The sequence below is a fragment of the Mycolicibacter kumamotonensis genome, from assembly GCF_002086285.1.
Lineage (GTDB): Bacteria > Actinomycetota > Actinomycetes > Mycobacteriales > Mycobacteriaceae > Mycobacterium > Mycobacterium kumamotonense.
The window spans coordinates 48886-72814 of sequence record NZ_MVHU01000009.1; the positions used below are offsets into that span (position 1 = coordinate 48886).

Consider the following 23929-nt stretch of genomic DNA (forward strand, 5'->3'; position numbering starts at 1 on the left):
CTTCTCCTGGGAATCCGTGGGCGACCTATGGACGAGCCGGGTTGATTGTGGCACCTTCTCCTCTCGCAGGCCCCGTCGGTCCGACATTTCCGGTACCCGCGAGCAGGTAGGCATCAGTCGTCTTCGGCCGGTAGCGGCAACCCCGATCACACCCAGATCGCCTGTGCGGCAAAGCTACCGACGTAATAGGCGCCCAGCCCGCAGGTCAACGTGAGCACCAGGTTGGCTACCGCGTAGAAGCGTGCTCCGGCGGCGGCCAGCTGCAGCGTCTCGTAGGAGAAGGTCGAATAGGTGGTCAGGGCCCCGCACAGGCCGGTGCCGATCAGCAGGTGCAGCCGCTCGTCGCCGGTGCTCACCGCGCCGGTGAGCACCCCCAGGGTCAGACTGCCGAGCACATTGGCGGTGAAGGTCCCCCACGCGAACGTGGTGTTGTGTCGGGACTGGACGAATCGATCGATCAGGTACCGCAGCGGCGCCCCCACCGCGGCGCCGGCGATCACCAGCAGCCAGGTCACCGGCTGTTTCCGGGCCGACCGACGTGCCGCACGACCTCGACCTCGTCGAGGAGGATCAGCCCCCCGGTGACCAGCTCGTCCAGCTCGCGCAGGAAATTGCGGATCCGCTCGGCGGTGTCGACGATGATCACCGAGACCGGCAGGTCCTCCGACAGCGACAGCAGCCGGGTGGTGTGGATGGCCGACGACGCGCCGTAGCCCTCGACACCGCGGAAGACCGTGGCACCCGCCAGCCCGGCGCGGCGCGCGCGGTGCACGATCTCACTGAACAGCGGCTTGTGATGCCAGGTGTCGCTCTCCCCGATGAACACCGTCAGGCGCAGCGCTGATCCGCTCAGCTGGGTCATGATGTCCTCCTGGTGATCAGACGCCGGGTAAACGCCGCGGCGGTCCACGTGGCGACCAGCACCAACACCGGCGTGGTCAGGAGATAGAGCAGTGCCCGGGCCAGATGACCGGCGGCGGCAAGGCTGTCGACGTCACCGGCGAACGTGGAGAACGTCGTGTAGCCGCCCAGCACACCGGTTCCCAGCAACGGGCGCAACAGCCGGTGGCCGACCCACACCTCGGTGATCGCCACCATCAGCGCACCCATCAACGCGCATCCGCTGACATTGACAACCAATGTGGCCCAAGGGAATCCACCCGACGGGGTGGGCCACGCCAATTCCATACCGTAGCGGGCGCACGCGCCAAGCGCACCGCCGAGCGCGACCGTCGCAACCACCGGCACCTGCTCGCGCACCGCGTGCGACCGCCGGCGGCGAACGAACAGCTCAGGACCGGGCGTCACACCGGGTTCGGGTGTCGGCATCGCTCAGATGGCATTCGGTCGCCGTACTATTCGTGATCCTCGTTTGATGGCTTCGATCCATTTCACCACTGTGAAGCCGAGCTCGTGCTCGTTACGCGCCGCGCAGCGTGCGCCGGTGACGATTGCGGACCGACACGGTCGGCCGGAAACCTTTGCGACCCCGGCGGTCAGCTCTGCTCGGCGGCTTCGCGCTTGATCTGCTCGAACTGCGCCGCCATCGCCTCGGCCAGTGCGTTGGCCGCCGACAGTGGCCGAACCATCACCATGAAGTCGTCGATCTTGCCGTCGGCGTCGACATGCAGAAAGTCGCATCCGGTGAGCCGCTTGCCGGCCACGCTGGCCTCGAAGACCAGGGCGTGGTCGCGCCCGCCGGGGTCGGCGATCTCGCGGATGTACCGGAAGTCGGAGAAGACACGCATCACGGCGCGCAGGATCGCCGCGGTGATCGGCTTGCCCGGGTAGGGGGTGAAGGCCACCGGGCTGGTGAACACCACGTCGTCGGAGAGCAGCGCCTCCATGGCCGCGGCGTCGCGGGCCTCGACGGCCTGCCGGAACGGGTGCATACGGCCTCCCCTGGTCGATTTACACGGTGGCCCACACGGTAGCCGCACCGGGCTCGCGCGTTGCCCCCTCCCGGGTCGTTGCCGGCCGCAGCACCTGCACATTGGCGCCGGGATCCGCCGACGACACGTCCGTTTCACTCTCCGGTTTCTGCGAGCCGCCCCGGCCGGCCGGCAGCAGGTGCGGCGCCGCGGCGATCGCCAGCACAGCGGCCCCGGTCGATCCCAGGGCTTGCGCCCAGCCCAGCGGGCCCACCGGGACGCAGCCGAGGAATTGGCTGATGCCGGGGATGCTGATCATGGTGGCGAACGCCGCGAACGAGCCGGCGGCGGTGAGCAACACCAGCGGTGCGTGTGAGTCGACCAGGGTCTGGGCGAGTTCGGTGCAGACCAGGCTGATCAGCGCGACCGTGGCGGCGCGCTGCGGGCGCCCGGTCAGTGCGGCCATCCCCCACGCCGCGCTGGCCGCGGTCCCGGTGATCGCCCCGCGGACGGCGACCGCACGCATCAGCCGGTGTTCGTCGATGCCGTGCACGACGCGGTCCGCCCGGCCGGCGGGGGTGCTCACCGCCACGGCGGTGGCCGGCAGCGCGTCGGTCAGCATGTTCATCAGCAGCAGCTGGCGGTTGTTCAGCGGTGAGCTTCCGGTGAGTGCGCTACCGACGACACCGAAGATCACCTCGCCGACGTTGCCGCCGAGCAGTCCGGTCACCGCCAACTGCACGCCGCGCCACAGCCGCCGGCCCTCGTCGACGGCGTGCACCAGGGCGCCGATCCGGCCGTCGGTCAGCACGATATCGGCGGTCAGGTGCGCCGAGTCGCTGCCGCGCGCTACGACACCCAGGCCCACGCTGGCGGCCCGGATCGCGGCGGCGTCGTTGGCGCCGTCACCGACCATGGCGCAGACCCGCCCGCTGCGTTCGAGGGTCTGGACGACCTGCACCTTGTTCTCCGGGGACATCCGGGCGAAGATCACCCGGTCGGCCACCGCGCGTTCCTGGTCCTTGCGCGACAACGCGTTCCATTCCGATCCGGTGATGACCTGCTCGGCGGTGACCGGCACACCGAGTTCGGCGGCGATCGCGGTCGCGGTGACGGGATGATCGCCGGTGATCAACCGCACGCTCACGCCCCGGTCGGCCAGATCGGCGAGCAGTTGCGGCGCCTCGGCGCGCGGGGTGTCGGAGATGCCGAGGAACCCGGTCAGGACCAATCCGGCACCGCACAATCCGGTGATGGCGTCGGGGTCGTTGTTCAGCGACTGCACCTGTGCGGCGGTGAGCCGGCGCTGCGCCACCGCGATCACCCGCAGACCGCCCGCGGCCAGTTCGGCCACCGGATCGCCGGCATCGGAACCGAGGTCTTTGCAGGCCGCCAGCACCACTTCCGGGGCGCCCTTGACCACCAGGTCGCGACCCGACACCGACGCCGAGAACGCCCGGCCGGAACGGAACGGCAGATGCGCGTCCGGGGCCGACCACCTCGGGCCGGCGATGCCGGCGGCGGCTTCGATGACGGCCTGGTCGGTGGCGTGGGCGTGCAGGGCGCCCTCGGGGGCCGGTGCGGCGTTGGCCGCGCAGCGCAGCACGTCGTCGTCGGTGTATTTCGGCATCGGGTGGACTGCGGTGACCCGAAGCCGGTTTTCGCTCAGCGTTCCGGTCTTGTCGAAGCAGACCACCTCGACGCGCCCGAGCGCCTCCACCGAACGGGGGATGCGAACCAGCGCACCGGTATCGCTCAGGCGTTGCGCCGACGCGTGTTGGGCCAGGGTCGCCATCAGCGGCATGCCCTCGGGCACCGCCGCCACCGCGACCGCGATCGCGTTGCCCAGTGCCAGCCGGAGGCTGCCGCCACGCAGCAAGCCGAGCACCCCCACCAGCAGCCCACCGGTGGCGCTGGCCGGGAAGGCGCGGCTCATGAGCCGGCTGAGTTGGTGCTGCAGGCCGACGACCGGCAGCTCCCCGGCGGCAAGTTCGGCGGCGCGGCGCGCCTGGGTGTCGGCGCCGACGGCGGTGACCAGGGCCAGCGCCGTGCCCGCGACGACCGTCGTGCCCGCGTAGAGCATGCAGCTCCGGTCGGCGAGTTCGGCGCCGGGTGTCGCCGCGGTCTGCTTGTCCACCGACAGTGACTCACCGGTGAGCGAGGACTCGTCGACCTCGAGGTCGGTGGCCTCGATCAGCCGCGCGTCGGCGGGCACGACCTCATTGCTGCGGACCTCGATCAGGGTGCCCGGCAGCAGCCGGTCCGCTTCGATCTCGCCGTAGGTCTTCGTCTCGCCGAGCACGACGGTGCGCGCGGGCGGGGTCTGCTGCGCCAACAGCCGGTTCAGCCGGTTCTCGGCCTGCAGTTGTTGCGCGGCGGCGAGCATGCAGTTGCCGATCAGCACGGTACTGACCATCAGCGCGTCGATCGGCGAACCGAGCATGGCGGTGGCTGCCGAAGACAACGCCAGCACCGGCATGAGCGGATCCGAGAGCTCGGCGCGCACGGCCTTGACGAACTGCCAGGCCATGTTCGGCGGGGACGCGGCAAGGACATCGGCGGCCCCGGCCGGTTCGGGCGCCGGCAATATGTCGCGGACCTCGTCGATCGACATCGCGTGCCACGCATAGGCCTGTGCGGGTCGCGGTGCCGGTGTGCGAGATACGCCGCGGGCCAGCAGGTATCCCGAGAGCAGCCCGGCGGCCGCCCCGGCGGTGACCGGCCCGGGGCCTCCCCTGCCCCGGGGCCCGCGGTTGCCCCGCACCCCCGGAACCATCAGCACCGCACCGAGCACCGAAGCACCGTTGGACAGCGAGATCCCGCGCTCGGTGGCCGCCCGCGCCGCCGGCAGCGCATGCAGCACCCGCCAGGCGCCGGCCAGATCGGCCAACAGCAGATCGGCGTCGAACGGCGGTGCCACCGAGGCGGATTCAGGCATGATTCCCAGGCCGACATCGGCGCAGGCGAGCGCTTGCGCGGCGGTCGAGGACAGCACCGCGACGGTGTGCCCGCCCTGCTGTAGGCCGGCCACAGCGGCGGCGAGTGCCTCGTCGAGGCTTCCGTCACCCGCGGGCGCCAGGTCGTCGAATGCCGGGCGCAGCTCGCCCAGCGCCGGAACATCGAGCGTGATCAATTCCGCGCCGGAGGCCCGGGCCTCGGCGAGCAGCGCTGTCGCCAGCGGGTGGCGGGTGGTCCCGTGGCAGAGCAGCCGCGGATCGATGAGCACGGCGTCGACCCGGTCGAGCCGGCGCAGCCCATCGGGGCGCAACGGCAGTGCCGCGTGCTGCTCGACCAACGTCCGGCTCAGAGTGGCCGCGAAGGATTCGGCGGTGGTGCGCAAGGCTTTCGGCCCGGCCACCACCGCCGCGGTCGCGGCCACGGTGATGCTGCGGGAGAAGACGCCCGCCAGGCCGGCGCCGACCAGCTGCACGATTGCCATCCGGTTGCCGTGGCGGTCGGCGGCTCCCTCCGGCGGCGGCACCGGGCGCCACGGCAGATGGACCTCCGCCTGCTCGGCATGCTCGGCCAGGTACGGCTCGTGGCGGCTCCAGGCCTGCGCCCCAGCCTGGCATTCGGCGGCTTTGATGCCCTGCAGCGCCAAATCCACCGCCAGCGTGGCCGGCGACAGGGTGGCGATACGCGAGCCCACCGAGATCAACGACAGCACCGTGCCGGCCGGCCCCGCGCCGATCCGCTCCGCCAGACGTCGGCGCAGCCACGGTTGGTAGTTCGCAAGCGCGGCCGCGGCATCGACGGCGACCGGCGCCTGCGGCAACCGCAGCGCCCATCCGGCCAGCGCGATCGCCAGCCCCGCGGCGTTGACACCGACCATCACTCCCCTGGCCGCCAGCAGCAGCCCGTCGCCGGGCAAGGCCACCGGTGGCGAGCTGTCTCGGCCGGACGCAAAGACGGGCCCGTCGGGCCGGCGACGACGTCGCTCGGCGTCCTCGACCACGCGGCACAGGTCGTTGAGCGAGACCCGATCGCCCTCGGCCGCAATCTCCACGACGACCCGCGACAACGGGCGGTTCAGCCGTGCCGAGACCACCCCCGGTTCCGCGCCGAGCGCTTCGAGCACGTCGCGCCCGAGTTCTGTCCCGCCGGCGTCGGCGAGCCCACGCACCTCGATCCATGCGCGGTCGGACCCGCTCCAGCAGCGTCGGGTCAGCGTTGCCGTCTCCCCGGAGAGCAGCTTGCCGGCTTCGCGAACCGGAACGGTGGCGGCCTGCAGGCCGGCCGATGCGACGACGCCCACCGCCTCGGTGGCGGCCTGGATTCCGAGGGCGAGCGGGCGAAACAGCACTGATGTCCGGATCAATTCGGCGGCAACCAATCGTGGGGATCTGACGCGGGAACGGGCACAATTCTGGCGATACTTTGATGATTACGCAACTATGCGAATGTGTCGTTCGCCGAAGCCCGCCATGGGTGTTGGGACAAAATGAATGCCGCGATGGCAAAACATGAAGAACGGCGACCCGAAAACATCAGTTCCCCCGCCCGGTCCGACGGGCCGACGGCTCCGCAACTGGAATCGGCGGCGAGCACTTTCGCGCTGCTCAGCAGTCCCGCGCGCCTGCACGTGCTCTGGTTGGCCGCCCAGGGCGCCTACGACGTCACGACCCTGGCGGGACGGGCGGGTATCAATGTCGCCACCATGAGCCAGCATCTGACCAAGCTGCGACTGGCCGGATTGATCAGCGCACGCAAAGCCGGCCGCCATCACATCTACACCGTCGAGGACCCGCACATCCTGACGCTGCTGCAGCAGATATTCGCCCACATCGGCCCGGACGGCAGCCTGGCCCCGGACCCGCCCCGGGGCCCCTGAACGCCACGGTGGCCTGGGTCACCCCCACCGTGATCCATGTCGGCGCTCACAGACCAAAGTCCCAAAATATGGTGATCGCCAACACTTTTTGGCGTCCGGCAACCGCGGGCTGGATAGCGTTCCAGCCATGAAAGACCCTGTACTCGTGCTCCCGGCCGTCGCGGCGATCATCGGGCTGATCATCTTCGGCTTCCTGGCCTTGGAGGTCGTGTTCCACCTGGCCTGACGCGCGTCCTGCGCAAGCCTGCATCAGCCGTCCCGGCCGGAGCCCCATGTCGTCGGCAGCAGCGGCATGCGCGCCCCGTCACCCAGGTCGGTCACCGGCATGGTGACCAATCCCGCTGTAGGCGCGTCGCTTTCACTTTCGGTTCCGGCGAAGCCGAGCGCTCCGACGCCCCGGGCGGATGCCGTCGTCGTGTCCGACTGCCAGTCGGGAGTGACATCGATGTTCATGTCGAGATATTCGTCGCCGTGGTCGCGGCTGGCGGCGCGGCGGCGCTGCCGTCGTTGAGTGCGCCGTTGCGCGCCGGCGGCCACCGCGGCCGCGTTGCTGTCGGGCTCGGCCGCCGTCCTCCTGGCGCCCACGCCGGCGCGGCTGGCCAACGGCGAGCCGGACCCGATGCCGGGAGGGACCAGGTAGGGCGGGAAGAATCCGGGCCCTCCCGCAGCCGGGGCCGGTGGTGAGGCCGGTGGCGGGCCGGCCACCGTGCCGGCCGCCGGCGCGGGTGCGGGCGCGGGGGCCGGGGCCGGCGGGGTCACCACGGCCGGCGCCGGGGAAACCGACACGACTCCCGGCGGTATCGCCGGCACCGCAGCCACCGGCGCCGGCACGGGCATCGCGGGCGCGGGTATGCCGGCCAGCCCGGCTAGCCCGGCAAGGCCCCCGACCGAGCCGAGCGGGGCGATGCCGGCGCCGGCGACCGCGGCGAACAATGCCGGATTCTGGCTGAGAAACGTTGCGACTTCCAGGATGTGGGTGGGGAAATCGAACAGCGCCCAGCTGAACAGCCACTGGAACGCCTGCACCGGGTTGTGGGTCAGCATCACGCCGAACTCCTCGAAGTCCTCTAACAGCTCCAGGGATCGGGCCACCCAGAACAACCACTGTCCCGGGTTGGTGTACGCGTCGTAGTCCAGCCCGTTGAGGGTGCCCTGGCCGGGGCTCCAGTGGATCCCGAAGTTCTTCAAGACGTCGGCGATGAAGGTGTTGAGCGGGTTGACGACGGTCGGGTCATGCGCGAGCTGACTGTTTCCGATGCCCAGCTTCTCCAGAAGGTCGACGAGCCACTGCGGCAACCCCAACGGGTTGTCACCACCGTCGTCACCACTGCCGGACTCCTGGGCGTCGGATTTCAGGATCGGCGGTGCCGCCGAGGGTTTCGGCATCGCTGCCAGCTCGGCTTCGGCAACCGCCTCGTAGGTGGTCATGGTGGCGGCGGCCTGGATCCACATCCGTACGTAGTCGGCTTCGTTGATCGCGATCGGAATGGTGTTGATGCCGAAGAAATTCGTCGCCATCAACGTCGCGTGGGCGGCGTGGTTGGCGGCCAGCTCGGCCAGGCTCGGCATCGCCGCCAGCGCGGTGGTGTACGCCGCCGCCGCCGCTTCATGCCGAGCGGCAGCGACCGTACCCTCGACACTGGACTGCTCCAGCCACGCCAGATAGGGCTGGTGGACGGCCACGTACTCTTCGGCGCTGGGCCCTTGCCACGCCCCGGCCTGTATCGCGGCCAGCGTCGCGTCCAGTTCGGCTGCCGTCGAGGCATATTCAGAGCTCAACAAGGACCACGCCGCACCGGCCGCCAGCAGCGGCCCCGGACCGGGACCGGCCGACAACAACGCCGAATGCACCTCGGGCGGCGAGGCCATCCACACCGGAGCCGTCACCGCGAGCCGGCCCCGATGCGCCGGTGTACACGGTGCAGTCGGGCCGCGAGGGCCTCGATCCCGTTCCCGTCGATGACCCTGCGGCGCTGGGCGCTGCGCCCCAGCCGGATACGGTGCGCGGACACCGGACCCCCTCTCCCCGATAATGGGTTATTGAAAATCATTGTCAATAAGAGTTCCGGCCGAACTGTACCGCGCGCAGGGTCTTATTGACAATGATTTTCATATACGGGTGGCGCCGGCGCGCCATAACCGCAGGGCCGCCCCTCGCCCGGCTCGACTTACCGGACTTACCGGCGCTCCCCACCGAAGAGCACGGCCGCCATCAAGGTGTTGACCCGGGAGCGTTGCTCCGCAGTGTCGTCGAAGTTAACCAGCCGTCCGAGATCGACCACGAGAGCAAGTGCCGCGTGGACCCGGAAGACCGCCTCGGCCTCGGGCGTGCCGATCTGACAGAGCAGGTGGGCCCATTCGTTGACGTTCTGCCGCTGCAGCCCGCGCAGGTGCACCCGGTCTGATTCGGGCAGGTTGGCGAACTCGGCGAAGTAGATGTTGATCAGATCCGGCGCGGCGAACGACAGCGCGGTATAGCGCTCGGCGATGCGGGTGGCCGCCTCACGCGGGTTGCTCGACTCCGCCAGGGCATCGGTGATCATCAGTAGCACCCGGTCGGCGGCCCGCTGGAACGCCGCAGCGAGCAGAGCGGCCTTGCTCGGGTAGTAGCGGTAGGCACTGGAGCCGTTCAGGCCGGCGGCGCTGCCGATCTCCTCGATACTGGCTTCGTAGAACCCGCGCTGCCCGAACACCCGGATGGCCTCGGTGAGCAGCCGTTCCCGCTTGGAAGTGCTCGGCAGGCCCCGCTCGCCCCGCCGTGGTGCCGGATCCAGCGGCGCCGGTGGCAGCTCGGCGGTCAGCACCGACCAGCACAGCTCACCCAGCAGCGAGTGCAGTGTGGTGGCGGCCAAGCGGGTCCGGTGCGCCGAGATACTGCCGATGACGCTCAGCGCCGCCACGACCAGCATCGTGGTGTCCGCAGCGGGCAGCCCGGGGCGCAACGCGCCCAGCGGTTCGGCGATGGCGGCGTTCAGGGCGTCGTAGCTTTCCCGAATGCGCTTGCGGTCCACCGGTTGCAGGTAGCGCCGCTCCCACCGGTAGAACGCGCCCTCATGTCGCGTCCCGATGGTGGTCTCGATGAGTGAGGCGATGATCGCGCGCAGCCGTTCGGGTGCGGGGAGGACCGGGTCGTCGGCGCTACGGGTTGCTGTCAGCAATGACTGCACAGCGTAGTCGGCCGCCGCGACAAGCAACGCGTACTTGTTGGCGAAATGCCGGTACAGCGCCGGCCCGGAGATACCGACTTCGGCGGCGATCTCGTCGACGCCGACCGCGTGGTAGCCGCGGTCGCTGAAGGCGCGCGCCGCGGCTCGGACGATCTGCGCCTTGCGGTCCTTGGGGCGCCGCCGCGCGGGGGTTGTGGCCGCGGATCCACCGCCGGTGGACGCTGGCCGTCCCGTGTTGTTGACAGTTCCGCCCGACACCCCATAAGTTAACCACAATTTACATTTCTGTCTGCGGAGGATGCGACGTGCTGCAAACCCGGTTCACCGACATGCGGAGCTGTCCATGACCGAGAACGCCCCCAAACTCACCGCGACCCGCGAGGGCCGGGTTCTCCACGTGACGGTGACCAATCCCGCGCGGCTCAACGCGATCGACTACGCCACCATGACGGGCCTCGGCGACGTCTTCACCCGAGCCGGCGACGATCCGTCGGTGCGGGCGATCGTCATCACCGGTGAAGGCAAGGCATTCTGCACCGGCGCCGACCTGTCCGCCATTTCCGGCGAGGTCACCCCCGAAGAGGTGATGGATTGCGCCTCCCGGCTGGTGACGGCCATCGTCGAAACCCCGGTGCCGGTGATCGCCCGGGTCAACGGCCCGGCTGCCGGTGTCGGGGTGGGAATAGCGCTGGCCGCCGACCTGGTCTACGCCGCCGAAAGCGCCTACTTCCTGCTGTCGTTCACCAACATCGGGTTGATGCCCGACGGCGGCACCACCGCCCTGATCGCCACCGCCGCCGGGCGAGCCCTGGCCAACGAGATGGCGCTGCTCGGGGAGCGGCTTTCGGCGACAGCCGCCCGCGATGCCGGTCTGATCAACGCGGTGCTGTCCCACGCCGACTTGGACACCAAGGTGCGCGAGGCCACCGAGAAGCTGGCCCACGGACCGCGTCGCGCTCTGGAATTGACCAAACAAGCCCTCAACGCCACCAGCCTTGCCTCCCTCGGCGCCGCACTGGCCCGGGAGAAGGCCGGCCAGATGGAGCTGTTGGGTTCGCCGGACTTCATCGAAGGCGCCACGGCGATGCTGCAGAAGCGAAAGGCGGTGTTCGCCGAATGACCGGCCAGCCACTGCGTTCCCGACGCAATCACTGGATGAATCAGGTGGCGATCCACGCCGAGATGCGCCCCGATGCGGTGGCATTTCGCTGCCGCGGCATCGACACCACCTGGCGCCAGCTGCATGACCGCTCGCAACGGCTCGCGGGCGCACTATTTCGCCGGGGGATCTCCTTCGGTGACCGCGTCCTCATCGTGATGCTCAACCACACCGAGTACATCGAGTCGGTGTTGGCGATCAACGCCCTGGGTGCAATCGCGGTGCCGGTCAATTTCCGTCTCACCGACCCCGAGATCAGCTATATCGTCTCCGACAGCGGCGCCAAGGGCGTCATCACCGACCAGCTGCTCGCACCGCTGATCGACGCGGTGCGCAAGAACACCGTCGGGCTCGAGGTGGCCGTCGTACTCGGCGATGACTACGAGTCGCTGATCACCGAACCGGGGGCACCGCACCCCGGCGCCGATATCCGCGAAGACACCCCGGCGTTGATCATGTACACGTCGGGCACCACCGGTAGCCCCAAGGGCGCCGTCCTTTCCCATTCGAACATGCAGGCCCAGGCCCTGACTTGCATCCAGGCCCTGCACACCCGCCCGGAGAGCGTATATTTCTGCGCCGCACCGATGTTCCACATCGCCGGTCTGGGCAGCATCGCGCCCAACCTGGTGGTCGGCACCAAGACGGTGATCCACCCGCTGGGCGCGTTCAACGCCGCAGAAACGCTCGACGCCTGGGAGCGCGAGCGTGCCACCTCGGTTTTCCTGGTTCCGGCGCAGTGGCAACTGATCTGCGCGGACCCGACTGTGCGGCAACGGGATCTGGCCCTGGAAGTGATCAGCTGGGGCGCCGCACCCGCGTCGGACACCGTATTGCGGGCGATGGCGGAGACGTTCCCGGATGCCCTCAACGTGGCGGTGTTCGGCCAGACCGAGATGTCGCCGATCACCTGCGTGCTCAACGGCGCCGACGCCATCCGCAAACTCGGTTCGGTGGGCAAGGTGATCCCGACCATCGCGGCACGGGTGGTCGACGACGACATGAACGACGTGCCCCCCGGCGAGATCGGCGAGATCGTCTACCGCGGGCCGACGATGATGCAGGGTTACTGGAACAAGCCGGAGGCGACCGCCGAGGCCTTCGCCGGCGACTGGTTCCACTCCGGTGACCTGGTGCGCGTCGACGACGAGGGATTCGTCTACGTCGTCGACCGCAAGAAGGACATGATCATCTCCGGCGGCGAGAACATCTACTGCGCCGAGGTGGAGAACGTGCTATTCGAGCACCCACAGATCCGGGAGGCGGCCGTCATCGGGCGCGCCGACGACCGGTGGGGTGAGGTCCCGGTGGCCATCGTGGCCCTCACCGGCGCGGAGCCACTGACGCTGACCGAGCTGGAACCCTTCCTCAACGAGCGACTCGCCCGGTACAAGCACCCGAAGGACCTGGTGCTGGTAGAGGAGTTGCCCCGTAATGCCAGCGGTAAGGTGATCAAACCGCTGTTGCGCAAGACCTACTCCTAGGAGCGGCAGTGGATCTCAATTGGTCGGCCGAAGAGGCAGCGTTCCGCGACGAAGTTCGCGCGTTCCTCGAAGAGAACCTGACGCCGGACCTGCGTCGCGCGGGACAGCTGATGACCAGCGTGTACGCCGATCACGACGCGAGTATGCGCTGGCAGGCGATCCTGCACGAACGCGGTTGGGCCGCGCCGGCGTGGCCGGTCGAATACGGCGGCTGTGACTGGACGCCGTTGCAGCACTACATCTTCAGTCGTGAATGCGCGCTGGCGGGTGCGCCGATGCTGTCCCCGATGGGGATCAGGATGGTGGCGCACGCGATCATCGGCTTCGGCACCGACGAGCAGAAGGACTGGTTCCTGCCCCGGATTCTCACCGGCGAGGTGTTCTTCTGCCAGGGCTACTCCGAACCGGAGTCCGGCTCGGATCTGGCCTCGCTGTCCATGGCGGCAGTGGATGACGGGGATGAGCTGGTGTGCACCGGCAGCAAGATCTGGACGACCCACGCCGTGCAGGCCAACTGGATCTTCTGTCTGGTCCGCACCTCACGCACCGGACGCAAGCAGGAAGGCATCACCTTCCTGCTGATCGACATGACCACACCGGGTATCGAGGTCCGGCCACTGGTGATGACCTCCGGCGAGGAGGTGCAGAACCAGGTGTTCTTCGACTCGGTGCGAGTGCCCAAGGCCAACGTGCTGGGCCGGATCGACGACGGGTGGACCGTCGCGAAATACCTGCTCAACTTCGAGCGGGGCGGTGCGATGGCCCCGATGCTGCAGGTGTGGGCGGACGCGGTCGCCGAACAGGCTGCCGGACAACCCGGTCCGGACGGCACCCCGCTGGCCGACGATCCGGGATTCCGGCTGCGGCTGGCCGATGCCCGGGTCCGCACCGACATCTTGGAGATCCTGGAGTTCCGCACCATCGCCGCGCTGGCCAAGGGCCACAATCCGGGACCCGCGGCCTCGATGCTGAAGATCCTGGGCACCGAGCTGAGCCAGGCGATCACCGAACTGGCGCTGGAGGCGGCCGGCCCGCGCGGCCGGATCTACCAGCCGCACGCGACCATGCCCGGTGGTCCGGTGCCCGACTACGTCCCGCCGGCAAGCGGCTACGTCAGTGGCCAACCGTGGCAGGCGGTGGCCCCGCTGCGCTATTTCAACGACCGTGCCGGATCGATCTACGCCGGAAGCAACGAGATTCAGCGCAACATTCTGGCCAAAGCAGCACTGGGGTTATAGATGGACTTCTCCTTCACCGATGAGCAGGAACTGCTGCGAGCGACCGTCGGCAAGTTCCTCGCCGAACGCTACGACTTGGAGAAGAGCCGGGCAGCCGCCAAGACGGGAGCCGGCTGGCAACCGCACATCTGGCGCGCCTTCGCCGAGGACCTCGGCATCCTCGGCGCGACGCTGCCCGAGAACGTCGGCGGGCTCGGCGGCGGCCCGGTCGAGCTGATGATCATCACTGAGGCGCTCGGGCACGCGCTGGTGATCGAACCCTTCGTGGAGACCGTCGTTCTCGCCGGCGGGCTGCTGCAAGGCGTCGGCGGTCCGCGGGCCGAGCAGCTCTTGGAGCGGATCGCGAGCGGGCAGGCCGTCGTTGCGGTGGCCGCCGAGGAGCCGACGTCGGCGGGGACGTGGCATGACGTGGCCACCACCGCACGCTGCGACGGCGACCACTGGGTGCTCGACGGAGCCAAGGTCGCGGTGTCGTCGGCACCGATCGCCACCCATCTGCTGGTGACGGCGCGGACGTCGGGCGCCCAGCGCGATACCAGCGGGATCTCGCTGTTTCTGCTCGAATTCGATGCCACGGCACCGGGTCTCGGCGTCGAATCGTTGCGCACCATCGACGACCGTCGCGCCGCCGATCTGGTGCTCGACGGACTGCGCCTGCCCGCTGAGGCACTGCTGGGCACCGCGGATCAGGCCTGGCCGGCGCTGGAGCACACCATCGATGTGGCCACCGCGGCGATCGTGTCCGAGGCGGTGGGCTGCCTGCGGCGGGTGCTGGCCGACACCGTCGACTACACCAAGCAGCGTCAGCAGTTCGGCCAGCCCATCTCCTCGTTCCAGGTGTTGCAGCACCGGATGGTGGACATGTATCTGGAGGTCGAGCAGGCCGTCGCCGCACAGCACTTGGCGATGATGAAGCTCGACGCGGACGGGCAGGACCGTGCCCGGGCGGTCTCGGCGGCCAAGGCGACGGTCGCTCGTGTCGCCCGGTTCGTCGGGCAGAGCGCGGTGCAGCTACACGGCGGGATGGGGATGACCGAGGAATTGGCGGTCGGCCATTACTTCAAACGGCTCACCGCCATCGAGTATCAGTTCGGTTCCCGCGACCGGCACCTGTCCCGGTATGCGGCTCTGACGGCAACCCGGTAACGCACCGTTCCTCCGGTAACGTCGGTGCATGGGCCTGGTCTATTCCAGCACCGTCGAGGCGTCACCGACCGAGGTCTTCGCCTGGCATGAGCGGCCGGGTGCGTTCAGCCGGTTGAACCCGCCGTGGCAGGCGATGCATCTGGTCACCGAAGCCGCCTCGCTACGCGATGGCACGGCCGAGCTGGCGCTTCCGGGCGGACTTCGCTGGATCGCCGAGCACCAGCCCGAGGGCTACGACCCGCCGCGACGTTTCGTCGATGCGCTCGGCGGCCGCGGCCTCGCGTCGCTGCCGGCCCGGTTGGCGGTGAAGTGGCGGCACACCCACCAGTTCGACGATCTGGGCGACGGTAGAACACGGATGACCGATGTGGTCGACACCGCGGTGCCCGGGTCGCTGCTGCGGCCGATGTTCGCCTATCGGCACCGCCAGCTTGCCGACGACCTCGACGCCCACCAGCGTGCCACCGCAGCGGGCCTGCCGCCGATTACGGTGGCGGTTACCGGCTCATCGGGGCTCGTCGGTTCGGCCTTGACCGCGTTCTTGAGCACCGGGGGCCATCGGGTGATCCGGCTGGTGCGACATGCGCCCGGCCATCCCGGCGAGCGGCGCTGGAACCCCGACGATCCAGATCCTGACCTGTTGGCCGGTGTCGATGCGGTGATCCATCTGGCCGGCGCCTCGATCGCGGGACGGTTCACCGCCGGGCACCGCCGTGCGATCCGGGACAGCAGAATCGGCCCGACCCGCAAGCTCGCCGAGTTGGTCGGCGGGCAGACGCCCGGACCGACCGCGCTGATCTGCGCATCAGCGGTCGGTTACTACGGCTACGACCGTGGCGACGAGATCCTCACCGAAGACAGCCGGCGCGGGGAGGGATTTCTCGCCGACGTCGTCGCGGACTGGGAAGACGCCCTGGCCCCGGCCGAGCAGTCCGGCACGCGTGTCGTGCGGATCCGCACCGGCATCGTGCAATCGCCGCGGGGAGGGACACTGCGCCTGATGCGGCCGCTGTTCTCCGCGGGGTTGGGCGGTCGACTCGGCGACGGCAGGCAATGGCTGTCGTGGATCGGGATCGACGACTTGGTCGATATCTATCACCGCGCCCTATGGGACACCGGTCTGTCCGGGGCGGTCAATGCCGTCGCCCCGAATCCGTTGCGCAACAGTGACTACACCAAGACACTCGGCCGGGTGCTGCGCCGGCCCACGATTCTGCCGGTCCCGGCGCTGGGGCCACGATTGCTGCTCGGCGGTCAGGGCGCGCGTGAGCTTGCCTGTGCGAGCCAGCGGGTACTACCGGGGCGCCTAGGCCATGCCGGACACCGGTTCCGCATGCCCGAACTCGAACAGGTGCTGCGGCATCTGTTGGGCCGGGCCACTACGGCCGGCGATGCTAGGGACGGCGATTGAGTACCGCGATGTGCCCGGACAGCACGGTGGCAAATGCGCACCACATCGGATACAGCACGAGTGGTAGAGCACGCGCGCCCCGAACAGCGATCGCGCGGCGCGCCAGATCGGCGCTGCTCGCCGTCAGCGCCGCACTGACCAGCGCCGACGACCCGAAGCGGCGCTGATTGAAGAACACCCACGACCAACCTGCATTGAGAATCAGGTTCATCACCAGCGCGATCTGGTACGCCCGACGCCTGCTGACCGCGCCTCGCGTGTTCAATTGATCGATGGTGGATGCCGACACGGCGGCGATGTCGGCGTACAGCGCCGGCCAGACCACCGGGAAGGCTTGGGGCGGTGGTTGATAGGCGGGCTTGCGCAGCTGCCTATACCAGCCGGATCCAACCTCCGGCGTGGTAGCGCGGGATCCGACGGCAGCGGCCACGGCCACTGCCGAACCGGTGCCCAGCAAGGTGGAAATGCGCACGTGGCTCCTTAAGGTCAATGATGTTTCGTTACGGGTACCGCAATCTCGTTGCGGCGAAACAACGGAATGGTTGTGCAGTGTCGGCCGAGCCGGTCAGGCCGGCGAGAGTGGCAACCGCAGCGCGCCGGGGGCGTGCTCGGGCACGGTCGGGAATCGGGGAAACACCGGCGCGATGCGCCGGTAGGGCTCTCCGAGTGGCGGGCGGGGGTCCGGGTCGCCGTTGTTGGGCCACAACGCCATGGCGCGTTCAGCTTGCGCGGTGATAGTGAAGGAGGGGTTGACGCCCAGGTTGGCGGTGATCGCCGACCCGTCGACGACGTGGATTCCGGGGTGTCCGTACGCCCGCTGGTAGGGGTCGATGACACCGCTTTGCGCGGACTCACCGATCGGGCAGCCACCGATGAAGTGCGCGGTCAGCGGGATGTTGAGCGCGTCGAGGTAGGTGCCGCCGGCGAACCCACCCACCTTTTCGGCCATCCGGCGTGCGACATCGTGGGCGATCGGGATCCAGTCCGGGTTCGGCTCCCCGTCCCCCTGTTTGGTGGTCATCCGGGTGCCGAACACGCCGCGCTTGCGGTAGGTGGTCAGCGAGTTGTCCAGTGACTGCATCACCAGGATGATGATCGAATGTTCCGAGGCGCCGCGCGGGAACATGCTGCGCAGCAGCAGACCCGGGTGCCGCATGATGGTCAGCAGCAGCCGCGCGAAACGCCATGGGCCGCCGTCGATCAGATGGGTCCCCATCATCGAGAGCAGGTTGGATCCCTTGCCGTAGCGGCACACTTCGACGTGGGTGTTGGCCTCGGGGTGGATCGACGAGGTGATCGCCACCCCCTGGGCGAAGTCGTTTCGGTCGGGTGCCAGAACGACCGGCACCTCTTCGGAGTTGGTGCGGGTCAACTCTCCCAGCCGCGGCGACAGGTGCGGCAGTGATCCGGTGTCTCGCAGCTTGTGCAGGAGCCGCTGGGTGCCCAGCGACGCCGCGGCGAAGACCACCTGGCGTGCGGTGAAATCCCGTTTGTGCCTGCGTATCCACGCCCCGGTCCGCACGGTGCTGATGACATAGCCGCCGTCGCGCGGGCGCACGTCGGTGACCATGGTCAGCGGGTGGATCCGGGCTCCGGCGTGTTCGGCCAGATACAGGTAGTTGGTCTCGGTGGTGTTCTTGGCGTTGTGCGGGCAGCCGGTGAAGCATTGCGCGCAAGCGATGCAGCCGGTGCGGGCGGGCCCGGCGCCGCCGAAGAACGGATCCTCGACGGTCTTGCCGGGCTCATCGCCGAAGAACACCCCGACGTTGGTGGGGTGGTAGGTGTCTTCGACCCCCAGATCGCGGGCCACCGCCAGCAACACCTCGTCGGCCGGGGTGGTGTGCGGGGTGGGCGTCACCCCGAGCATCCGCCGCGCCTGCTCGTAGTACGGTGCGAGCTCGGATTTCCAGTCGGTGATGTGTGCCCACTGCGGGTCGGTGTAGAACCGTTCCAGCGGTTCGTAGAGGGTGTTGCCGTAGATCAGCGACCCACCGCCGACTCCGACGGCGCTCGCGATGAACGTCTTGCCGAGCACGGTAAGGCGTTGCGGGCCGAAGCAGCCCAGTCTCGGCGCCCACATGGCCTTGCGGACGTGCCAGTTGTTGGGCGGGAAATCGGTCAGCGCCCACCGCCGGCCCATGTCCAGCACGCCGACCCGGTACCCCTTCTCGGTCAGCCGCAGCGCCGCCACACTGCCACCGAAACCGGAGCCGATCACCACCACGTCGTAGTCATATGTCATTGCGGTCCTCGGTGGCGTGGCTGCGTGCGGGGATGAGCAAGAGCAGCGACAGCACCAGCAGCAGGCTGAGACTGACCACGTTGAGCACCGCGTCAAGCCGGCCGTACATGTGCAGCATGCCGAGGTGGTAGATCAGGTGCAGCACATTGAAAACCGACCAGCTCACCGCCGTGATCACCACGACGGGGCGGTTGCGCAGGTAGTACAGCGCCAAGGCGCTGAGCGCCGCGAAACCCAAGAAGAGGGAGCCGACGTCCTTGACGAAATGCTCGTTGTACGGGCCGAGCACCGGCAACCAATGCATGCCCATTCCAGGAAACGTGCTGTACCAGTTCAGCGGCGCGAAATAGGCCCAAACACCCAGGCTGAGCGCGACGATCGTCAGCAGGATCAGGCATACGCGATGCACGATGAGGTTCATACCGTGCATCATGTCTTGCCCGCTCCGCCGGTAAGGGCGATATTCAGGGGATTCGTCTGGAGGATGCCATGACCGACCGCTATGCCATCCCGCCCGCCGACGTGTTGCGGGCGCGCGAGAAGCTCGTCCTCGACCACTTCCACGACGAGGTCCGCCATGCCTGGGATGACGTGCTGGCCACGTTTCCGCACCCGCACTACGAGATCATCCCGACTCTGACCGTGCACGACGGTGACGCCGAGGTCCGGGAGTACTACCGCGACACCCGCGTCGCCTTCCCCGACCAGGACCACGAGATGATCGCGCTGCGGCACAGCGCCGACGCGGTGATCGTCGAATTCTGGCTTCTCGGCACGCATTTGGGGCCGCTGGGCGATATTCCGGCAACCGGCTCACGGCACCGCACCCGGATGACCGCCTACTTCGTCTTCGACGAGAACGAGAGCCTGGTCGCCGAGCGGATCTACTTCGACACGTTGTCGATGCTCAAGCAGCTCATCGGAGGGCTCAACCTACGCGATCCGCGCAACTGGCCGTTGGTGATCCGCGGGGTGCGCGGCCTGCTCAGGATGTCCGCCGAGCCCGCCCCGGTGCTGGTGAACACCCCGGCCGTCGACCTGGCGGGATGAAATGGCCTGCTCCAGCAGCGCCGAACAGGCGCTGACGGCCGACCATCACCGGAGTGGCTGACACCAACGCCCGCGTAGCAAGCGGTAGCACCAGGTAGCACAACCACGTATAGTTGTTCCATGCCCGCTCAGCCTGAGATCACCCAACGTGACCTGCGGAACCGGTCGAAGGAGATCATGGATGCCGTCCAGCGCGGCCAAGCGTTCACCGTCACCCGAGATGGTCATCAGATCGGCGAATTGGTTCCGCTACGCGGCCGTAAGCGGTTCGTGTCCCGCACGGAGTTCGCGGCGATGTCACGCGGCGCTCCGGCCATTTCGATAGACGCATTCCGCGCCGACCAAGATGCCCTGGCCAACCAGGATGTAAGCGATCCGTATGCCCGCTGAGCATGAACAGGGACTCCTCGACACCAACATCATGATCCTGCGCCGGTGGATCGACCCGCAGCAGCTACCCGAGGCGATGGCGATCAGCGCGATAACCCTGGCGGAGCTGTCGGCTGGACCGCACGAGGTGCGCCGAAACGACGAGCAGGACGAGTACGACGAGCCCACCGAGCGGGCCCGCCGCCTAGACGTGCTCCAGCGTGCCGAGAACGAGTTCGACCCGATCCCCTTCACCGCGGAGTCCGCACGGATCTACGGCCGGTTGTGCGCTGCGGTCATCAGTGCGGGGCGCAAACCGCGCCGCCGAGTCGCCGATCTGATGATCGCCGCAGTTGCGGTCGCCGAAGATCTTCCCTTGTTCACCACCAACGCCGAAGACTTCCGGGGGCTGGACGAATTGCTGACTGTGGTTCCGGTATCACGGCCCGATGTGTCGGGACGTCACACGAGCTGATCCGAACCGCAGGCCCTGATCCCCACCCCCCGGGCTCTGGGGTACCGCAATCCAAGCGAGTTCTCAGTCGAGGACCACCACCATCTTTCCGCCGGCTTCCCCTGCTTCCATGACCCGATGCGCCTCGCGGATCTGGTCGAAGGAGAAGACATGCGAGGGGGCGGCCTGCAAGCGGCCGTCGCGCACCTTGTCGGCGATGTCCTGCAGCGGGACATCCGATAACGCGAACCCCGGGGTGCCGAACACGAAGCTGCCGAAAAAGCTGAGATTGACCCCGCTGGCCATCTGCAGCAGCGGGTTGAAGTCCGCGATCGGGTCCAGTCCGCCGAGCCAGCCGGCCAGACACGCCGTGCCGCCCCGGCGCAGCATGCTCAAGGAGTCCAGAATCGTGCTGTTGCCCACGAGATCGAGGACGGCGTCCACCTGTTTGGCTTCGGCGATGTGGGCACCCAGATCGGGAGTCTCCAGCTCGGCACGGTCAGCGCCGAGCGAGGTCAGCAGCTCGAATCGGTCGCGGTTACGCGTGGTTGCGATGACGTGCGCTTGCGCTTCCACGGCCAGTTTCACTGCCGCCTGGCCGAAAGACGATGTCGCCCCGCGAATCACGATGGTCTGCCCCGCGGTCAGGCTGAGGTTGCGGAACAGGCAGGTCCAGGCGGTGGCGTAGGTTTCCGGCAACGCGGCGAGCTGATCCCACGGCAGTTCTGATTCGATCAGCGCGACATTGCCGGCGCGCACCCGGGTGAATTGTGCGTAGCTGCCGTTGATGGTGCGGCCGAGCCCGCCCATCAGGGCCGCGACCTTGGCGCCGACCGGGAATTCTCCTCCGGGGCAGGAATCGACGATGCCGACGCACTCTATGCCGCTGACTTCTGCGGCCTCGGCCCATTCGCCCCGACGCATGTGCATTTCCGCGTGGTTGATGCCGAATCCCTTGACCCTGATCACCACCTCACCCTGTTTGGGCAGGGGCTTGGGGATCTCGGTGTAGGCCAAAGCCTCCAGTCCCCCGAAGCCGTTGAGCACAATCGCCCGCATGGTCGGGCCGCCGGCGGCTTCTCGCACCACCGCGGGTTGAGTCGGGATCGTTGAGGTCGTAGCCATGGTGGATCTCCTCTGAATAGTGTTGATGTGCTCTATTTTTGGAAAATTTGTGCCAGTTGCCGGGCCAGATCGACGAGATCGCCGGCGATGACGTCGGGTTGGTGGATGCCATCGGCTCGGAGTGGCACGTTGCCGGGGCGCGCGATCAACGCGCCGCGGAATCCGGCCGCCTGCGCGCCGATGGTGTCCCACACGTGTGCGGCGACCATCATGCAAGCCTCTGGCCGCGCACCCATTTCTCGTGCCGTGTGTTGATACAGCTCCGTTGCGGGCTTGAAGACCCGCAGCTCGTCGACGCTGAACAGGTGCTCGAAATAGTCGCCCAGGCCCGCATTTTCCAGCGCCGTCGGACGATCGGCGTGGGTCGGCGAGTTGGTCAGCGCCGCCAACCGGTAGCCGTCGTCGCGCAGTCGTGACAGCCCTTCAGCGACGTCGGGATGTGCCGGTATGGCGGCCATCGCGTCGGTCAGGGCCGCCACGTCCTCGTCGGCCAGCTGCACACCGTGTATGTCGGCGAGCATCCGCACCACGGACCGCCCGAGGGTGAAGAAGTCCGTATAGCAGTCCGCCAAGGACACGGCCATCGAATACATGACAAGTTGGCCGAACCATTCCCGATGCATTCCGGGACGGCCGAAAAACCTTGCGAACAGGGGCTCTAAGGCTTCGATGTCCAGGAGCGTCTCGTTGACGTCGAATACCAGGACCGCGGGCCGATCGATGTCGGCCATGCCGGTCACAGCCCGTCGATCCGGTGCAGGAAGTCCTTGACCAATCGCGCGACCTCATCGGCGGCGGTCTCCAGCAGGAAGTGGCCGCCGTCGAGCAGATGGATTTCGGCGTCGCGCGCGTCGCGGCTGAACGCCCGGGCTCCGTCTGGGCCGAAGATCGGGTCCCCGTGTCCCCAGACGGCCAGGACCGGGACTCCACTGGTGCGCAGGTAGTCGTGCAGCGCGGGATACATCGGCGGATTGGTGGCGTAGTCCCGAAACAGCGCGAGCTGAATCTCGTCGTTTCCCGGGCGCGACAGCAGGGAGCTGTCCAGCGTCCACGCGTCGGGGCTGACCAGGGACTCATCCGGTGCACCGGTGAGGTACTGCCATGCGACCGACTCCGGTTCCAGCGCCGTGCGGATGGCCGCCTCCGTCTCGGCCGTCTGGTCACGCTGGTAGTCCCAGACGGTCTTCCAGAACCCCTCGATGAAGCCCTCGTCATAGCCGTTGCCGTTCTGCGTGACGATCGCGCTGATGGAGTCGGGACGGCTGAGCGCCAGTCGCCAGCCGATCGGCGCGCCGTAGTCCTGAACGTAGATCGCGTAGCGGTTCAGCCCGAGCTGGTCCAATAGCCGCTGGGTGAGCTGCGCGAGATTGTCGAAGGTGTAGTCGAATTCGGTCACCAGCGGCATGTCCGAGTAGCCGAACCCGAGATAGTCGGGGGCGATCACGTGGTAGTCGTCGCCGAGGTGGGTGATGAGGTCCCGGAACATGTGGGAGCTCGTGGGAAAACCGTGCAGCAGCACGATCGCCGGTGCATCGGCGCTGCCCGCCTCGCGGTAGAACAACCGGCGACCGTCGACGGTGGCGTAGTGGTGTCGCACCGTGGAAACCATGGCTAACTCCTTAAATAGATTTTGATAGTTAGGAGTCAAGCACCTCTGGTGTAACCTGTCAATAGATTTTTGGAGGTTATATGGATATCGTTGCGGCCGGACCCGGCGACGAAACGCTGCTCTTGGACTTGCTCAACTCCACCCCCGTCATCGACGGCGTGGCCCGCGACGAACTCGAGGACCCGGTCACAGCACAAGCCTGGTTGGATTCCCACAACGCCGGCCCGGCAAACGAACAGCAGCTACAGGAACTCATCGACGTGCGGGATGCGCTGCAAGACGTGGTGCGCGGGGACCGGACGCCGCAGGCGTTGGCGCCGTTCCTCACCGGAGTCGGGCTGTCCCCCACTCTCAGCGACGAGGGCCTCACCTGGACACTGACCACCCGCGGAACGTCGCCGGTCGCGGCGCGGGCGTTACTGGCCTGGGACGCGTTGCGGATCTCCAGTCCCAAACGACTTCGCCCGTGCGCCAACGACGAATGCCGGCTGTTCCTGATCGATCGCAGCAAGCCCAACACCGCGCGGTGGTGCTCCATGGCCATCTGCGGCAACCGCATGAAGGCGCGTCGGCACTACCAGCGGACCAAGACCACGACCGGCGATTGAGCTTCGACGACGACCTGGCGCCCACCCCCGCCGCCATGCACTAGATTCTCAACGCCTCTCCCTGCTGGTCACGCGCCCCCGGGGACGTGTCGAAAACCTCAGCATCGCTGATCAGCATCGGTTGACTTCCTGGCCTCGGAACGCGAGGACACCGATTCCGGAACG

23 protein-coding genes are annotated in these 23929 nt (G+C 68.1%); 10 read left to right on the plus strand and 13 right to left on the minus strand.

Annotated elements, in window-relative coordinates:
* Window positions 1-146 precede the first annotated feature (146 nt).
* The 5 genes from crcB to BST28_RS08390 form a co-directional block, all read right to left on the minus strand.
* A complete protein-coding gene (gene crcB, locus BST28_RS08370; protein ID WP_083080649.1) occupies window positions 147-515 on the minus strand; it encodes a fluoride efflux transporter CrcB in 369 nt (122 codons plus the stop codon).
* Window positions 512-862, minus strand: a complete 351-nt coding sequence (locus BST28_RS08375; RefSeq protein WP_083080650.1) for a putative PII-like signaling protein — start codon at window positions 860-862, stop codon at window positions 512-514. The genes crcB and BST28_RS08375 overlap by 4 nt, the downstream gene beginning before the upstream one ends.
* A complete protein-coding gene (locus tag BST28_RS08380; RefSeq protein WP_065286883.1) occupies window positions 859-1329 on the minus strand; it encodes a fluoride efflux transporter FluC in 471 nt (156 codons plus the stop codon). The genes BST28_RS08375 and BST28_RS08380 overlap by 4 nt, the downstream gene beginning before the upstream one ends.
* 167 nt (window positions 1330-1496) lie before the next feature.
* Window positions 1497-1892, minus strand: a complete 396-nt coding sequence (locus BST28_RS08385; RefSeq protein WP_083080651.1) for a nuclear transport factor 2 family protein — start codon at window positions 1890-1892, stop codon at window positions 1497-1499.
* Between the two features lie 19 nt (window positions 1893-1911).
* The gene (locus BST28_RS08390) at window positions 1912-6174 is read right to left on the minus strand and encodes a cation-translocating P-type ATPase (protein WP_420093432.1); all 4263 of its coding nucleotides are present in this window, start codon (window positions 6172-6174) and stop codon (window positions 1912-1914) included.
* A gap of 150 nt (window positions 6175-6324) precedes the next feature.
* Between BST28_RS08390 and BST28_RS08395 the strand changes: the two genes are divergently transcribed.
* Window positions 6325-6702 carry an ArsR/SmtB family transcription factor gene (locus BST28_RS08395; RefSeq protein WP_052312204.1) on the plus strand — a complete coding sequence of 126 codons (378 nt, stop codon included), beginning with the start codon at window positions 6325-6327 and terminating at the stop codon, window positions 6700-6702.
* A gap of 249 nt (window positions 6703-6951) precedes the next feature.
* Here BST28_RS08395 and BST28_RS08400 read toward each other — a convergent pair whose 3' ends face one another.
* Together BST28_RS08400 and BST28_RS08405 are read right to left on the minus strand one after the other, a co-directional pair.
* Window positions 6952-8589: a PPE family protein gene (locus BST28_RS08400; protein ID WP_083080653.1), complete on the minus strand. Its 1638-nt coding sequence runs from the start codon at window positions 8587-8589 to the stop codon at window positions 6952-6954.
* 290 nt (window positions 8590-8879) lie between these two features.
* On the minus strand, window positions 8880-10127 hold the full coding sequence (locus BST28_RS08405; protein ID WP_019738538.1) for a TetR/AcrR family transcriptional regulator: 1248 nt from the start codon (window positions 10125-10127) through the stop codon (window positions 8880-8882).
* 85 nt (window positions 10128-10212) lie between these two features.
* On the opposite strand from BST28_RS08405, the gene BST28_RS08410 reads away from it, so the two are divergent.
* Genes BST28_RS08410 through BST28_RS08430 form a run of 5 tightly spaced genes read left to right on the plus strand, consistent with a single transcriptional unit; the run spans window position 10213 to window position 16307 of the window.
* Window positions 10213-10989, plus strand: coding sequence for an enoyl-CoA hydratase (locus BST28_RS08410; RefSeq protein WP_019738537.1), 777 nt, complete (start codon window positions 10213-10215; stop codon window positions 10987-10989).
* Complete coding sequence (gene fadD5 / locus BST28_RS08415) at window positions 10986-12512, plus strand: fatty-acid--CoA ligase FadD5 (RefSeq protein WP_019738536.1); 1527 nt, start codon at window positions 10986-10988, stop codon at window positions 12510-12512. Before BST28_RS08410 ends, fadD5 begins: the two co-directional genes overlap by 4 nt.
* A gap of 8 nt (window positions 12513-12520) precedes the next feature.
* Complete coding sequence (locus BST28_RS08420; protein ID WP_019738535.1) at window positions 12521-13750, plus strand: acyl-CoA dehydrogenase family protein; 1230 nt, start codon at window positions 12521-12523, stop codon at window positions 13748-13750.
* Window positions 13751-14896 carry an acyl-CoA dehydrogenase family protein gene (locus BST28_RS08425; RefSeq protein ID WP_083080654.1) on the plus strand — a complete coding sequence of 382 codons (1146 nt, stop codon included), beginning with the start codon at window positions 13751-13753 and terminating at the stop codon, window positions 14894-14896.
* Between the two features lie 28 nt (window positions 14897-14924).
* Window positions 14925-16307 (plus strand): TIGR01777 family oxidoreductase, encoded by a 1383-nt coding sequence (locus tag BST28_RS08430; protein WP_083080655.1) that lies wholly within the window; start codon window positions 14925-14927, stop codon window positions 16305-16307.
* Here BST28_RS08430 and BST28_RS08435 read toward each other — a convergent pair.
* The 3 genes from BST28_RS08435 to BST28_RS08445 form a co-directional block, all read right to left on the minus strand.
* On the minus strand, window positions 16291-16779 hold the full coding sequence (locus BST28_RS08435; protein ID WP_065286876.1) for a TspO/MBR family protein: 489 nt from the start codon (window positions 16777-16779) through the stop codon (window positions 16291-16293). The two genes, BST28_RS08430 and BST28_RS08435, sit on opposite strands and share 17 nt — an antisense overlap.
* A 93-nt stretch (window positions 16780-16872) precedes the next feature.
* Window positions 16873-18549, minus strand: a complete 1677-nt coding sequence (locus BST28_RS08440) for a GMC oxidoreductase (RefSeq protein ID WP_083080656.1) — start codon at window positions 18547-18549, stop codon at window positions 16873-16875.
* Window positions 18539-18970: a hypothetical protein gene (locus tag BST28_RS08445; protein WP_165758063.1), complete on the minus strand. Its 432-nt coding sequence runs from the start codon at window positions 18968-18970 to the stop codon at window positions 18539-18541. Before BST28_RS08445 ends, BST28_RS08440 begins: the two co-directional genes overlap by 11 nt.
* A gap of 68 nt (window positions 18971-19038) precedes the next feature.
* Here BST28_RS08445 and BST28_RS08450 point away from each other — a divergent pair, with 68 nt between their 5' ends.
* The 3 genes from BST28_RS08450 (at window position 19039) to BST28_RS08460 (ending at window position 20443) form a co-directional block, all read left to right on the plus strand.
* The gene (locus BST28_RS08450) at window positions 19039-19599 is read left to right on the plus strand and encodes an ester cyclase (RefSeq protein WP_019737659.1); all 561 of its coding nucleotides are present in this window, start codon (window positions 19039-19041) and stop codon (window positions 19597-19599) included.
* A 120-nt stretch (window positions 19600-19719) separates the two neighbouring features.
* Complete coding sequence (locus BST28_RS08455; protein ID WP_019737660.1) at window positions 19720-19989, plus strand: type II toxin-antitoxin system Phd/YefM family antitoxin; 270 nt, start codon at window positions 19720-19722, stop codon at window positions 19987-19989.
* Window positions 19979-20443: a type II toxin-antitoxin system VapC family toxin gene (locus BST28_RS08460; protein WP_019737661.1), complete on the plus strand. Its 465-nt coding sequence runs from the start codon at window positions 19979-19981 to the stop codon at window positions 20441-20443. Before BST28_RS08455 ends, BST28_RS08460 begins: the two co-directional genes overlap by 11 nt.
* 63 nt (window positions 20444-20506) lie before the next feature.
* Here BST28_RS08460 and BST28_RS08465 read toward each other — a convergent pair whose 3' ends face one another.
* Genes BST28_RS08465 through BST28_RS08475 form a run of 3 tightly spaced genes read right to left on the minus strand, consistent with a single transcriptional unit; the run spans window position 20507 to window position 23156 of the window.
* The gene (locus tag BST28_RS08465; protein WP_083080658.1) at window positions 20507-21547 is read right to left on the minus strand and encodes a zinc-binding alcohol dehydrogenase family protein; all 1041 of its coding nucleotides are present in this window, start codon (window positions 21545-21547) and stop codon (window positions 20507-20509) included.
* A gap of 32 nt (window positions 21548-21579) precedes the next feature.
* A complete protein-coding gene (locus tag BST28_RS08470; protein WP_043337074.1) occupies window positions 21580-22278 on the minus strand; it encodes a haloacid dehalogenase type II in 699 nt (232 codons plus the stop codon).
* 5 nt (window positions 22279-22283) lie between these two features.
* Window positions 22284-23156, minus strand: coding sequence for an alpha/beta fold hydrolase (locus tag BST28_RS08475; RefSeq protein ID WP_083080659.1), 873 nt, complete (start codon window positions 23154-23156; stop codon window positions 22284-22286).
* Between the two features lie 80 nt (window positions 23157-23236).
* Between BST28_RS08475 and BST28_RS08480 the strand changes: the two genes are divergently transcribed.
* Window positions 23237-23764 (plus strand): CGNR zinc finger domain-containing protein, encoded by a 528-nt coding sequence (locus BST28_RS08480; protein ID WP_065286873.1) that lies wholly within the window; start codon window positions 23237-23239, stop codon window positions 23762-23764.
* Window positions 23765-23929 lie beyond the last annotated feature (165 nt).

Excerpts from the sequence above, each read along its gene's own strand:
- BST28_RS08375 (WP_083080650.1), bottom strand. The coding sequence starts at position 862 with ATGACCCAGCTGAGCGGATCAGCGCTGCGCCTGACGGTGTTCATCGGG.
- BST28_RS08380 (WP_065286883.1), bottom strand. The coding sequence starts at position 1,329 with ATGCCGACACCCGAACCCGGTGTGACGCCCGGTCCTGAGCTGTTCGTT.
- BST28_RS08385 (WP_083080651.1), bottom strand. The coding sequence starts at position 1,892 with ATGCACCCGTTCCGGCAGGCCGTCGAGGCCCGCGACGCCGCGGCCATG.
- BST28_RS08395 (WP_052312204.1), top strand. The coding sequence starts at position 6,325 with ATGGCAAAACATGAAGAACGGCGACCCGAAAACATCAGTTCCCCCGCC.
- BST28_RS08410 (WP_019738537.1), top strand. The coding sequence starts at position 10,213 with ATGACCGAGAACGCCCCCAAACTCACCGCGACCCGCGAGGGCCGGGTT.
- fadD5 (WP_019738536.1), top strand. The coding sequence starts at position 10,986 with ATGACCGGCCAGCCACTGCGTTCCCGACGCAATCACTGGATGAATCAG.
- BST28_RS08425 (WP_083080654.1), top strand. The coding sequence starts at position 13,751 with ATGGACTTCTCCTTCACCGATGAGCAGGAACTGCTGCGAGCGACCGTC.
- BST28_RS08430 (WP_083080655.1), top strand. The coding sequence starts at position 14,925 with ATGGGCCTGGTCTATTCCAGCACCGTCGAGGCGTCACCGACCGAGGTC.
- BST28_RS08440 (WP_083080656.1), bottom strand. The coding sequence starts at position 18,549 with ATGACATATGACTACGACGTGGTGGTGATCGGCTCCGGTTTCGGTGGC.
- BST28_RS08445 (WP_165758063.1), bottom strand. The coding sequence starts at position 18,970 with ATGAACCTCATCGTGCATCGCGTATGCCTGATCCTGCTGACGATCGTC.
- BST28_RS08450 (WP_019737659.1), top strand. The coding sequence starts at position 19,039 with ATGACCGACCGCTATGCCATCCCGCCCGCCGACGTGTTGCGGGCGCGC.
- BST28_RS08455 (WP_019737660.1), top strand. The coding sequence starts at position 19,720 with ATGCCCGCTCAGCCTGAGATCACCCAACGTGACCTGCGGAACCGGTCG.
- BST28_RS08460 (WP_019737661.1), top strand. The coding sequence starts at position 19,979 with ATGCCCGCTGAGCATGAACAGGGACTCCTCGACACCAACATCATGATC.
- BST28_RS08465 (WP_083080658.1), bottom strand. The coding sequence starts at position 21,547 with ATGGCTACGACCTCAACGATCCCGACTCAACCCGCGGTGGTGCGAGAA.
- BST28_RS08470 (WP_043337074.1), bottom strand. The coding sequence starts at position 22,278 with ATGGCCGACATCGATCGGCCCGCGGTCCTGGTATTCGACGTCAACGAG.
- BST28_RS08475 (WP_083080659.1), bottom strand. The coding sequence starts at position 23,156 with ATGGTTTCCACGGTGCGACACCACTACGCCACCGTCGACGGTCGCCGG.
- BST28_RS08480 (WP_065286873.1), top strand. The coding sequence starts at position 23,237 with ATGGATATCGTTGCGGCCGGACCCGGCGACGAAACGCTGCTCTTGGAC.